This is a genomic window from Mesorhizobium sp. RCAM 05099 (assembly GCF_059683685.1).
The window spans coordinates 6,373,537-6,386,343 of sequence record NZ_CM185035.1 but is presented as its reverse complement, the minus strand read 5'-3'; the positions used below and the strand labels follow the sequence as shown (position 1 = coordinate 6,386,343).

The following is a 12,807-nucleotide window of genomic DNA, read 5'->3' as shown; positions in this document are numbered from 1 at the left end:
ATGAAACGCATTCACGCTATGGATAGCTGACGACATGCGGTTCAAAGGGCTGGATCTGAACCTTCTCGTCGTGCTCGACGCGCTGCTGGCCGAGCGCAATCTCTCGGCGGCGGCACGCCGCATCAACCTCAGTCAGCCGGCCATGAGTTCGGCCGTCGCCCGGCTGCGCGATTTTTTCGGCGATGAACTGTTCAGCATGAGCGGCCGAGAACGTATTCTGACATCACGTGCAGCAGCACTTGCCCCCGCAGTCCGCGACGCTCTCCTGCACATCCAGTCCTCGATTATTTCTTCGGATCCGTTTAACCCAGCTCGATCCGACCGCCGCTTCAGGATCATTGTTTCCGATTTCGCCACGCTCGTGTTTTTTGAAAAGGTCGTGGAGCGTGTTGCCCGGGAAGCCCCCGCCGTCAACTTCGAATTGCTGCCTCTCGACGATAGCCCCGATGAGCTCCTCCGGCGCGGTGACGTCGATTTTCTAATTCTCCCGGATTTGTTCACGTCGAGTGCGCATTCAAGCGTGCCGCTGTTCAACGAGAGGCTCGTTTGCGTAGGCTGTCCCACGAACAAGCAGCTGCCACGGCAGCTTACATTCGAGAGATACATGTCGATGAGGCACGTCTGCGTCAGGTTCGGACGTTTGCTGAAGCCCTCCATCGAGGAATGGTTTTTGCTTGAGCATGGTCTTAAGAGACGTGTCGAGGTCGTCGTGCAGGGCTTCAGCATGATCCCGCCTATGGTGTCCGGCACGGCTCGTATAGCGACCATGCCCTTGCGGCTGGTCAGGCATTTCGAAAAAACGTTCCCCCTTCAGGTCGTCGAACTTCCGCTGCCGCTCCCCGCTTTCACCGAAACCGTCCGATGGCCGGCTCTGCACAATAGCGATCCGGCAAGCATCTGGATGCGGGAGATAATGATGCAGGAGGCATCTCGGATGGCTGCTCCGCTGTGACACCACGGGAGGCTCTAGGCGCACTTAGATTTACTACGTCTGCCAGCACTTGCTTTTGCGTCAACATAGCGCGTTTGATGAAGTCAATGCTGGCGGCAAGTGCGCCTGCGAGATCGTCCAGCGTGCGGACTTCCTCGACCAGCTCGAATGAGAAGGGTCCCGCGTAGCCGCCATCAAGCAGCGCCTGGATCTGGCTGCCATTGTCGGACCCTCCAAGGAAGCGATCCGGGTAAATCCAGAAGGTCGGGTCGTTCACGCCTGAAATGTGCACCAGGCCAGTAAGCTCGCAGAACAAGGATATCTCCCCGGCCAGTGTGTGGTGGAACGTGTCGTGCACGAGGCGGTAGACGGACTGGCCATCAACTGCGGCAATGGCCTCTGCCGCTTCCTTCTTTGATCGAAGCGAGCAGGTTCGAAAGCCCAGCGGCTCGATGAGGCCGACTAGACCGCGCGACTGGAGGATCGGCTTGAGCGCATTTAGAGCGACGCGGAGATTGTCATGGCGCTCGCCGTTGCCGGCCCACGAGCCGTCGTTGACCGGCACCAGCACGACCATCTTAGCCCCGCACGCCGCCGCATAGTCGGCGAGCTTGCTCGCCTCGGCCTGACGCGTGGGAGTCCAGTCGTTGAAGCGCTGCAAGGCGTTGATGGAGATTATCGTGACGCCGGCTTTGGTAGCAGCAGACCGGACGTCCGCAGCCGGAATGGCGCGTGTAACAGGATTGCTGAAATGATGGTCACGAATTTGAACCTCGGTCAGGCCGTGGTCACGAGCAAGTGCGAAAATTGCACTGACGTCTAGTGAGGGCGCGGTCATGTGGTCGAGCGCAAAGCGGGGAGATACCTGGCGCATAGGGTTGGCTTTCCTTCCAGAAGTGCGGCGCCAGTTTCGCTTTGTCTGGCTTCTCCGCGCGCCCCCACCACAGGCCGATGCACAAACCTGATTGAATCAGGCGAGTCAATCGAGCGTTTCTTGCATTTATGATAGAAATGTCCCAGCTTCTGATAGAATTACATCATTCAAATATTTTCTGGCAGATAAATGTCAAACGGCAGAAATGTCTGCCCCGCTGTCTCCGCCGTGCCGGTCTTGATGGCGCTGTCCATAAGCGGCATCAGCTCCTGGCAAAGTCGGCGCAGTGGCGTGGCGAGCGCCATCGTAATGACGTCATCCGCGAGGGCCCCCCGTGACTCCGGCGTGATTTCATTCACGATCGCGACGAGATCTTGACCTTTGCACTCGTCCCGGAGCGCGGAGATGGCACCCTCCATGCCACCGCCGGCCATGTAGAAGCCGACGAGATCAGGTTCCCGCTGCATAAGATCCAGTAGCGTCTCGTAAGTGATCTCTCGTTTCTCAAGGTTCACGAGCGTATCGAGCACCTCGAATGCTGGCTGGTTCTCACGGAAATAGGAACGAAAGCCGCTTTCCCGCAGGCCATGACTCTGGAAACGGTGGCTGCCGACAAACACCGCCACTTTGCCAGGCCGTTTGGCGGCTTTGGAGAACATCCAAGCTGCCGTGCGCCCGACCTTGCGGTTGTCGAGACCGACGTAACCCTCGCGCACGCCAGCGGCGAAGTCAGAAAGCAGAGAGAAAACCGGGATGCCTTTAGCCTTGAGCTCCTCGACTGCTGCCGTGATCTTAGGATGGTCCGGAGCCACCATGCCTATCGCGTGACAGCGCCTACCAAGATCCTTGAGGGTAGCCGCCAGGTCCTCGGGCAAATGTGAGCGCGCGAATTCGATGGAAGGCCTGCCAACGAAGGACTCGGCCGAACTAACCGCTGCTTCGACCTCGCGCACGAATTCTTGGTAGAAATGCTGGGCCGGCTTTCTCAGGATGAAGCCCAGCCGATACCGCGGCAAGTCCGGTCGCCAGCGCTGTTTGATGAGACCCGCGTTATGATAGCCGATCGCGTGAGCGGCTTCGTGGACCCGCCGCGCGGTCTCCTCCCTCACTGGAAGGCGAGCGTTCAGCACCCGATCGACCGTTGCCACGCTCACCCCGGCTTCGCGGGCGAGATCGGCAATTGTGGGGCGCTTGGTCATGGGTCCAATTCTGAATAGTTCTAAATAGGTAGCGAAGCTGTGATTTACGCGGCGGGGCCGGTTTAATGCCCAGCAAACCGATGACCGCAGAAGGCGGCTTTCATCTGCGCTTGGTCCAATTCGCCTTCCCAGCGGGCGACGACGAGCGATGCCACCGCGTTACCGACGACATTCGTCAGCGCCCGGCATTCGGACATGAAGCGGTCGACGCCAAGGATCAGCGCCATGCCAGCAACGGGAACACTGGGTACTACGGCGAGCGTAGCGGCCAGCGTGATGAACCCCGCACCTGTTACACCTGCTGCACCCTTCGAGGAAAGCATCGCAACGAGCAACAGGAGGACCTGATCGCCAATTGACAGATCTGTGTTCGTCGCCTGGGCGATGAAGAGGGCGGCGAGCGTCATGTAGATATTGGTGCCGTCCAGGTTGAAGGAATATCCGGTCGGGATGACGAGACCCACGACCGAACGCTTGGCGCCGGCCTTCTCCATCTTCTCCATGAGCGAGGGCAGCGCCGCTTCCGAGGAGGACGTTGCCAGCACAAGCAGCAGCTCTTCCTTGATGTAACGGATGAGAGAAAGGATCGAGAAGCCGTTGTAGCGGCAGACCGCGCCGAGAACGCCGAACACGAAGAGGAAGGCGGTGAAATAGAACGTCCCGACCAGCATCGCGAGGTTGACGATCGACCCGATGCCATATTTGCCGGTCGTGAAGGCCATTGCGCCGAAAGCGCCGATCGGGGCGGCCTTCATCAACAGGCTGACGAGCTTGAAAATGGGGGCGATAAGCGCCTGGAGAAAGCAAACGACAGGCTTGCCCGTCTCTGCGACCATGGCCAGGGCGATGCCGAACAGAACCGAGAAGAACAGCACCTGCAGGATGTCGCCTTGCGCGAAGGCGCCGACGATCGTCGACGGAATGATGTTCATCAGGAAGCCGGTGACCGACTGCTCGTGGGCCTTGGCGGCATAGGTGTTGACACTCGAGGCATCGAGCGAAGCCGGATCGATGTTGAGGCCGGCGCCCGGCTGAACGACATTGGCGACGACAAGGCCGACGATAAGTGCGAGCGTCGAGAAGGCGAGGAAATAGACCATCGCCTTGCTGGCAACTCGGCCGACCTTCTGAAGGTCGTTCATGCCGGCGATGCCGGTCACAATTGTCAGGAAGATGACAGGCGCGATGATCATCTTGACGAGCTTGATGAAGGCATCCCCCAGCGGTTTCACGCTCTCGCCGAGTTCCGGATAGAAATGGCCGAGGGCGACGCCGAGGACGATGGCGGCAAGCACCTGCACGTAGGGCTTGGCATAGAAGGCCTTGCGAGGCGCGGGACTCGCGCTGCGGATTTGTGGAGCTAACATCATTTCTCTCCCAACCGGATAGGGGCCGGGCTCTTCCTCCCTTCCAAGGTTTCTCCCGTCGCGACGCTCCGGTCGAACGCTGCTGCCAGGTCGGCCGCAAGTGCCGTGCCAAAATGAGGAGCTGCGCCAATCACGGCCTTTCCCGGTTTCGGTCATCTTGCGTCAGTGGGAATGTGCGGATTTCCGCACTATCTGCCTCACTCCAGGCAGAGTTCCACACTAAGGTTCGCCACGGTCGGGTCTGAAGAGAATGCGGTGGCAGAAGACGCGATTGACAAGGGCACCTTGCAACTCGCCTTTTTGATATTCCCTCTGGCAGATCGGCCGCCGGTCGACCTTTCTGCGTGCGGTTTTGCTGGGTGAGCCCCTCGGTTTTGTCGTCTTTGCGACGGGCCGCATCGCCGGCCACCAAAACGGAGTGTTCCCTACGCGAGCGTGCTCTTGCCACCCCGGCAGCCGACAGTTTTGAAAGGAGACGTCGAGAAGCAGGGATTGTTTCCGTTGGTCCTGACCCGCGACGGTCCGCTTCAAGAGATGCTTACATTCGCATTGCCAAGGAAGCCGTGCCTACGACCAGCTTCGCGCTATCACCGCTTCTACATCATCACATTGACGGAATAACGGTTGCCGCGAGCAACGCCAGCGAGCCGACAGTGTCATCGGCTGCCGTTGTCGCTTCCGGCTACTTCAAAACGAGGGTGAATGGCACAGCCACGCAACACGCTCTGCACGGTCAGCGCGCCAGGCACCGCGCAGACGCTGGGGACATTTCTGCCGTTCGACATCTTTCTGCTCGATGATAAAAAAGTGCTGATAGAATTCTATCATAGGCGACGAGTTTACTGTCACAAATGAAAGAAAGCGCGGTTGATTAGCTACCCTCATTCCGTTCTGTTGAATCCATCCGGCGATGGTGCTGTCGCCAGATCAAGAGCTGTTCTCACAAACACGTCAAGTGCGAACAGAGGATGACGAAAAGGAGACTTTCATGACTGAAGCAACACTCGTTACAGGCCGCGGTGGCGTGTCAACCATCGCGGCTGTCCAGCAATCGCCATCAATTGACGACGAACCCGACACAGGCGCTCCGCACGGATACGCCCAAGAGGGCGGGTTCATCCAAGGCGCCTTGCGTCGAACCGCAGTCTCGGAACGATTCGATCTTTCTCTTGTGCTTGCGAGGTACCGGATACAGTACGGCTTCTCACAAGCGGTCGCAGAGGACCATCGACGCGAACTCGTCCGTTTCTTGGCACTCTGCGCGACCGCCCAACAGTATGGCCACTCATACGGGATGATGGGCGCAATCGATGAGTTGTGGCACATGTTCGTCATCTTCACGAGAGACTACGCTCGATTTTGCGAAGAGGTGGCGGGCAGGTTTCTGCACCATATTCCGGAACCCCATGGCGTAGCTACGCAGGGTACCATCGACCGGTACCTCGCTTTCCTGGAGGACTACAGAACGGTCTATGGGGAAGCGCCGCCCCCAGCGTATTGGCCCAAGCCGAAGCGCTCGCCCGACAACACGGATGGTTCCTGCGACGGCTGCGACGGCTGCAGCGGAGGATGCGTAGTTGACGCAATACCTTAGAAGGAGCGCTTGGAATTGCTCGGTCCCAGATCGACCGAGCCATTCGGCCGAATACTCAGCTGAGAACGAGGGGCACGGGCCATGCATATTTTGATGTTCGGAAAGATGCCTCCTATCCAGGGGGTGTTTCCAAGGCAACTTGGATAGCGGCAACCGATCTTGTAACCGCCGGCCATACAGTAACCTTCATCTCGAACGCCAACAGTATGGGCTACGGATTCCGGCAAATGGGATCGGCATCCAGCATAGAGGCGACGGTTGCTGGCTTCTCGGGAAAGCTTGAGATTCGGCAGCTTGAGGCGGTGCCAAGGCTCTCTTACATTCCATGGGCACCGCCGTACCTTAGCCAACTTTTGGGAAACGCCATCGCAGCCGCAAAGTTACGTACACCCGACTTGGTGATTGGATGGTACCTTGAACCCTATGGCGTTGCGGCTTCGATCTTTGGTCAATTGGCCGACACATCGGTCATATTGCGGCATGCCGGAAGCGACCTGGGTCGATTGAGGAAAGTTGCCGATTTAGGGCCACTCTATGACCGCTGCTTAGCGTCGGCAAGCCGTGTGGTGGCGAGCAAAAAGCACGATGCGGTGCAGATTGTCCTGGATGCGGGCGTCAGACGAGAAAGCCTGGTCCAACCTCGCGGCAGGAGGCTCGATGATTCCTTCTGGGAGCCTACCCGATTTGACTTTGAGGCACTTGTCGACGAGGCGGAAGCATTCTTCAGCAACTACGGTTTCGAACGCGACTTCCTAAAGAAGCTAACCGATTGGAATAGGGAAGGGTTGAGGTCCTCAGATCCGATTGTCGGCAGTTACGGGAAAATCGGGATAGCGAAAGGAACCTACAGCCTAATTGATGCGCTGGACCTTCTCGCGGATCGAAACCTCCCGGTCGCCTATCGCGCGCTGTGGAGTGCCGCGCCTGATCGCTTTGCTCATGCATTCAACCACCTTGCGTCAAAGAAACGGCTGCGGGGTCGAACGATCATTCTGCCACCACTTCCTCCGTGGGAAGTTCCGGCTTTCATAAGGTCCTGCTCGGTGATCACGTTCCTGGAAAACAATTTTCCAATCGCGTTTCATGGGCCTCAGATTCCGCGTGAGGTGCTGGCATGTGGTACACCGCTGATATTGAGCGGTGAGATTTGTTCGAAGGTGTCTTTCGCCGCCGAGCTGGCGGATCGGACAAACGTCCTGCGCGCCGAAGACCCCAACAACGTGGCCGAGTTGGCGTCGGTCTTAGAGCTGGCAATTACAGATCGCGAAGTGCGTGCGAGCCTCTCACATCACGGAAAGACGCTCTCGCGCGTAATAGAGTCGACCGCCCTTCCGCATGATCCACTGATTGACGTGATCAGATCCATGTAAATGCTCGATGCCACACTGTCCAAACATACGCGGCCGCCGTCGCCTTGCCCACCTACGCTGGCGGCTGACTCACCAGGACTCAACGCTCTTCGTTTGACGAGAAGCATCGTGGTCTCGCCGGAGATGCTTGAGAGTTTGAGGCGGATACGCAATGCCCTGCCGAGCCCAGGGCCTGGTCGTCAGGTTTCGGACAGGCTCGAACTCGCCGGAGTCAAATTCAAGAGTGGGGAAACGATCGGCGACAGCTGTGAAGACGACCCGCGTGATACTGAACGCATTTTACGCAATGTTCGCCAGGCCAAGCAGTTTTCCGACTTCTGTATCGTCAGCAACCACGAGCAGGATCCAGGGAATTGGAGTCAGGAGCCGGCTGATTACGCCCAATCATTTGTCCACAAGCTGATCGACGCTGGGGCCGACGCATATGTCGCCCATGGACGAGACCTACTTGTGTCCGAAGCTGAACAAGAATGTCGCAAAGCCCGGCCAAAGGTCGCCAAGGCCGGGCCACCGGTTACCGAGCAATCGGTGTAAAGCAGATGGAGCGCTGAATCGGCACGCAACTTGCTTCGATGAATTCGACGCGCGAGAACGGCCTCCCCGTCGTTATGCTCGGTGGCGGCGCACACGCCGGAAGACAGCGTCGAACATTCGGCATCACCCGGGTGCTTCCTGTGGCGCGCAGTATACGATGGAAGCTTTCGCATCTCATCTATGCGTCATGACAAATTCGTTAGAGTACCGGGGCTCAACATAATGAAACATGAAAAGATAAGTATCGGGCCGGCCGCAGAAATCGCCGCGGAAGCGCTCGACCGGAGGGTCAACGCCTATGCTGCTTGAGGACAAGATCTGCATCGTTACGGGAGCAGCTTCCGAGCGCGGAATAGGTCGCGCCACCTGGCCTGCTGCCGGTTCCATGGACACCGAGTTAAGGTGTTAAAGATGGAATCGGAGTTTTCCTATGGAGAGAAGAAAGTTCAGTCGCGAGTTCAAGCTTGAGGCTGTGAGGCTGGTGAAGGAACGAGGTGTTGCGGTTGCGCAGGCGGCGCGGGACCTCGACCTGCACGAGAATGTGCTGCGCAAATGGATACGTGATCTGTCGGCCGATCCGCAGCATGCGTTTCCCGGCCACGGGCAGATGAGGCCGGAGCAGCTCGAGATCGACAAGCTGCGACGCGAAGTGGCGAAGCTCAAGGCGGAGCGCGACATCCTAAAAAACTGTCACGGGCCGTTGCCCGCCTGCGCGCAGTAGAAACAGCCTATGCTACCCTAGCACCTCGGAGGGTAGCGGCCGTCAGCTTATTGGAGGCGCAGTCCCCGTAAAAAAACGTGGTCCATGGGTGCATGCGAACTTGAGAGTGGTGACGTCGCTCCAACGGCGATCCCGATTAGGAAGATGAAGATAGGCATAGCCCAGACCCTCCGCCCACAATTTTTGATGGAGGATTTGCGATGCCCAAGATGACGACCGGCGACCGCCCGGAGTTGAAGCCGGTCAATGTTGGTGCCGCTGGCATCGACATCGGATCAAGAATGCACATGGCAGCGGTCGACCCTGCCTGCACAGACACGCCAGTGCGAGCGTTTGGCACATTCACGCAAGACCTGCATGATCTGGCGGACTGGTTCAAAGCGTGCGGCGTGACCAGTGTCGCGATGGAATCCACCGGGTCTATTGGATCCCGGCCTACGAGATTCTCGAGCAGCACGGGTTCGAGGTCATTCTGGTTAATGCGCGATACGCAAAGAACGTGCCTGGGCAAAACAGATGTCAGCGATGCCGCGTGGCTCCGCCAGCTTCATTCTTACGGTTTGTTACGCGGGAGTTTCCGTCCTGATGCCGAGATCGCAACCCTGCGCGCCTATCTGCGTCAGCGGGAGCGGCTCGTGGAATACGCAGCCGCCCATATCCAGCACATGCACAAGGCCCTGATGGAAATGAACCTGCAACTTCACCACGTCGTCTCCGACGTCACCGGCGCGACCGGTATGCGGATCATCCGAGCGATTGTAGCGGGCGAGCGCAATCCCGATATATTGGCTACCTACCGCGATGTGCGCTGCCATTCCTCTGTCGAGACGATCCGCGCTGCACTGGTGGGCAACGACCGGGACGAACATCTCTTCGCCCTGGCCCAGTCGCTGGAGCTTTACGACACCTACCAGGCCAAGATGCTCGACTGCGATCGCAAGCTGGAATCCTTGATAGCGGCGCTGACTGACAAAGGGACCAAGCCGGTCGGCAAGCTCTCCAGGCCGCGGGTGAAGACCAAGCAGGTCAATACACCATCGTTCGACGTGAGGACCGCTCTATACGGCGTGCTTGGCGTTGATCTGACCGAGATCCATGGATTGGGTCCGTCACTCGCGTTGAAGCTTATCGGCGAGTGCGGCACGGATCTGAGGGCTTGGCCGAGCGCCAAGCACTTTACCTCCTGGCTGTGTCTCGCGCCGGGGAACAAAATCTCCGGCGGCAAGGTGCTCTCTTCACGAACGCGGAGATCATCCAGCCGGGCAGCAGCGCTATTGCGGTTGGCGGCCACGACTATCGGGCGGAGCGATACGGCGCTCGGAGCATTCTATCGTCGGCTGTCCTCTCGTGCGGGCAAGGCGAAGGCCGTGACGGCGACCGCCCGCAAAATTGCGGTCCTGTTCTACAACACCCTCAGGCACGGCATGACCTACAGGGATCCGGGCGCCAATCACTATGAGGAACAATATCGCAGCCGTGTCCTCGCCAATCTGAAGCGGCGCGCCAAATCGCTGGGCTTCGTTTTGCAAGCTGTTCCATGCGAGACTACTGAGGCGGCTGTTTCTTAGGAAGGCCGCAGCCTACTTCGCGAGGGAAGTGACATGAGGTTCGCTTTCATCGCGAAACACCGGAGCATCTGGCCGGTGGCATGGCTGTGCAGTGCACTGGATGTGTCCCGTTCCGGCTTCCATGCCTGGCTCAACCGAAGCCCCAGCGCCCGGTCCCGGTATGACGAGGCTCTTCTTGTCGAGATCGACCGAAGCTTCAAAAGCAGCGACCGCACCTACGGCACACGCCGGGTCTGGCACGACATCCTGGCGGAGGGCCTATCCTGCGGCTTGCATCGCATCGAACGGCTGATGCGGGAGAACGGCCTGAGAGCGCGGCCACGCCGACGTGGCCTGCCGAAGGATGCCGGGGAGCGGCTGGTCGCGTCAGTATCGACAACATCCTCGACCGTGCCTTCGAGGCATCGGCGCCGAACCAGAAGTGGGTGGCCGACTTCACCTACATCTGGACCGCGCAAGGCTGGCTCTACGTCGCCGCGGTCGTCGACCTGTTCTCGCGCCGCGTCGTCGGCTGGTCGATGAAGGCAGAGATGACGGCGCAGCTGGTCACCGACGCCCTCATCATGGCGATCTGGAGGAGAGGCAAGCCCGACAGTCTGCTGCATCATTCCGATCAGGGCAGCCAATATACGAGCGAGCAGTTCCAGCGGCTCATGGCCGACCATGGCATCACCTGCTCGATGAGCAGGTCCGGCAACGTCTGGGACAATGCGGCGATGGAGAGCTTCTTCTCGTCGCTCAAAACCGAGAGGACGGCCCGCAAGGTCTACAGGACGAGGGACGCAGCCAGGGCGGATGTGTTCGACTACATCGAGCGCTTCTACAATCCCAAGCGGCGCCACTCGACGCTGGGCTATCTCAGCCCAGTTGAGTTCGAGGAAATAGCGATGTTAGCTTAAGTGCCTGTCCACTGAACCGGCAGCAGGCCAGACAGAGGGGGAGGGCGAAAGCCAGGGCGCGACCGCTTCCTCCTCTCGATCGGTCACTATGCGATCGCGCTATACGCTGCGCTGATCGAGGCCAAGGTCATCCCGGAAGACGAGATCGAGACCTATGGCAGCGATGACAGCCGCTTGCCGATGTCCGGAATGGCTGGCTACACCCCGGGAATGGAGATCACTGGCGGCTCGCTCGGCCATGGTCTTGGCATTGCAGTCGGGTCTTGCCTCGGGCTGAAGCGCAGAGGCTCGAAATCGTTCGTCTTCAACCTTTTCTCCGACGGCGAGCTCGACGAGGGCTCGACCTGGGAAGCCGCGATGTCGGCCGGAACTTCATGAAAAGCCTCATCTGGTGATCGGTTACGTGGCGGCCGGGCACAAAGTGATTCCTCCCCAACAGGAAAAACCACCGGCATACCCGGTCGACCGTGATCACCAGACGAACGCCCCCGAAAAAGGAACGCGCCGCCGGCGGATTGAAACTCCAGTCGGGCTACGCCCTCCTGCGTTCCAATCCGCCGGCATTCTCATCCTGATTGATTGACGCTGCGCTCTCACGTTGATTGCCGCGCCGCATTCCTGGAGGCGCGCGAGCCGAACCACTTACTGCGCGTCGACAAGGACGAATGGGCGCAGGCGCTCAACTTCATCGAGTCGGAGATCGTGTGATGAGGCGCTCGAAATATATCCAGCCCGCTCATCTCGATCGCGCTGCCTATGATGGCCGCCCGCGCCTGACTACCGCGGCGATGATCGCCTCGCTGGCGGGGCCACATCAGCGCACGAAACCTGCGCCGTTCGGGCATGCGCTGGCGAAGCTCGCGGACTCGCAACCCGAAATCCTGGGACTGACCGCCGATCTCGGCAAATACACCGATCTTCATATATTTGCCCAGAGGCATCCCGATCGCTTCTACCAGATGGGCATGGCTGAGCAGCTCTTGATGAGCGCTGCGGCAGGCCTCGCCCGTGAGGGGTTCATGCCTTGGGCCTCAACCTATGCGGTCTTCGCCTCGCGGCGCGCCTACGACTTCATCTGCCTCGCGATCGCACAGCAGAACCTCAACGTCAAGATCGTCTGCGCCCTGCCGGGCCTGACAACCGGATATGGGCCGACCCACCAGGCGACTGAAGACATCGCGATCTTCCGAGGGACACCAAACCTAATGATCGTCGATCCCTGCGATGCGCATCGAGCACGCGGTACCGGCGCTCGCCGCGCATCAGGGGCCGATTTATATGCGGCTTCTGCGCGGCAACGTTCCGCTCGTGCTCGACGAGTACGGCTATAGCTTCGAGCTCGGTAGGGCGAAGCAGCTGCGCGAGGGCGCCGACGCGCTGATCGTCTCCTCCGGCTTCATGACCATGCGTGCACTGGAGGCAGCCGAGGTGCTGCGCGGCGATCGCGTCGATATCGGCGTCCTGCACGTGCCCACGATCAAGCCGCTCGACGAGGCCACGGTCCTGCGCGAAGCGTCCCGCACCGGGCGCATGGTGATCGTGGCCGAGAACCACATGGTGGTCGGTGGCCTTGGCGAAGCCGTTGCCGGCCTGCTGATGCGCGCCAATGTCCGGCCGCCCGCCTTCCGCCAGATCGGGTTGCCCAGAGTTCCTCGACGCTGGTGCGCTGCCGACCCTTCACGACCGCTACGGGCTTTCCACGAGCGCCATGTGCGACGCCGTAAAGAGCTGGCTCTAGGGGCAAAGGAGG

Annotated in this window: 8 protein-coding genes and 5 pseudogenes; 10 read left to right on the top strand and 3 right to left on the bottom strand. The window is 59.5% G+C overall.

What is annotated here, in order from left to right:
- The first annotated feature begins 34 nt into the window (after positions 1-34).
- Positions 35-952 carry a LysR family transcriptional regulator gene (locus tag AC56QQ_RS31640; RefSeq protein ID WP_489859445.1) on the top strand — a complete coding sequence of 306 codons (918 nt, stop codon included), beginning with the start codon at positions 35-37 and terminating at the stop codon, positions 950-952.
- A gap of 76 nt (positions 953-1,028) precedes the next feature.
- Here AC56QQ_RS31640 and AC56QQ_RS31635 read toward each other — a convergent pair.
- The 3 genes and pseudogenes from AC56QQ_RS31635 to AC56QQ_RS31625 all read right to left on the bottom strand — a co-directional run.
- A pseudogene (locus tag AC56QQ_RS31635) lies at positions 1,029-1,805 on the bottom strand (TIM barrel protein); the annotation flags it as partial.
- A gap of 167 nt (positions 1,806-1,972) precedes the next feature.
- Positions 1,973-3,004, bottom strand: a complete 1,032-nt coding sequence (locus AC56QQ_RS31630) for a LacI family DNA-binding transcriptional regulator (RefSeq protein ID WP_497124652.1) — start codon at positions 3,002-3,004, stop codon at positions 1,973-1,975.
- A gap of 62 nt (positions 3,005-3,066) precedes the next feature.
- On the bottom strand, positions 3,067-4,371 hold the full coding sequence (locus AC56QQ_RS31625) for a dicarboxylate/amino acid:cation symporter (protein ID WP_497124651.1): 1,305 nt from the start codon (positions 4,369-4,371) through the stop codon (positions 3,067-3,069).
- A 988-nt stretch (positions 4,372-5,359) separates the two neighbouring features.
- On the opposite strand from AC56QQ_RS31625, the gene AC56QQ_RS31620 reads away from it, so the two are divergent.
- From AC56QQ_RS31620 to AC56QQ_RS31580, 9 genes and pseudogenes are all read left to right on the top strand, one after another.
- Complete coding sequence (locus tag AC56QQ_RS31620; RefSeq protein WP_497124650.1) at positions 5,360-5,965, top strand: glycine-rich domain-containing protein; 606 nt, start codon at positions 5,360-5,362, stop codon at positions 5,963-5,965.
- 227 nt (positions 5,966-6,192) lie between these two features.
- Positions 6,193-7,335 (top strand): glycosyltransferase, encoded by a 1,143-nt coding sequence (locus AC56QQ_RS31615; RefSeq protein WP_497124649.1) that lies wholly within the window; start codon positions 6,193-6,195, stop codon positions 7,333-7,335.
- A 108-nt stretch (positions 7,336-7,443) separates the two neighbouring features.
- Positions 7,444-7,869: a CapA family protein gene (locus AC56QQ_RS31610; protein ID WP_497124647.1), complete on the top strand. Its 426-nt coding sequence runs from the start codon at positions 7,444-7,446 to the stop codon at positions 7,867-7,869.
- Between the two features lie 430 nt (positions 7,870-8,299).
- Positions 8,300-8,554: pseudogene (locus AC56QQ_RS31605) on the top strand (transposase); the annotation flags it as partial.
- A 236-nt stretch (positions 8,555-8,790) separates the two neighbouring features.
- Positions 8,791-10,158, top strand: coding sequence for an IS110 family RNA-guided transposase (locus AC56QQ_RS31600; protein WP_497124645.1), 1,368 nt, complete (start codon positions 8,791-8,793; stop codon positions 10,156-10,158).
- Positions 10,159-11,057 (top strand): annotated as a pseudogene (locus AC56QQ_RS31595) (IS3 family transposase); the annotation flags it as partial.
- 54 nt (positions 11,058-11,111) lie between these two features.
- Positions 11,112-11,429, top strand: a pseudogene (locus AC56QQ_RS31590) (thiamine pyrophosphate-binding protein); the annotation flags it as partial.
- A gap of 207 nt (positions 11,430-11,636) precedes the next feature.
- Positions 11,637-11,765 carry a hypothetical protein gene (locus tag AC56QQ_RS31585; protein ID WP_497124644.1) on the top strand — a complete coding sequence of 43 codons (129 nt, stop codon included), beginning with the start codon at positions 11,637-11,639 and terminating at the stop codon, positions 11,763-11,765.
- Positions 11,765-12,795: pseudogene (locus AC56QQ_RS31580) on the top strand (transketolase family protein). Before AC56QQ_RS31585 ends, AC56QQ_RS31580 begins: the two are co-directional and overlap by 1 nt.
- Positions 12,796-12,807 lie beyond the last annotated feature (12 nt).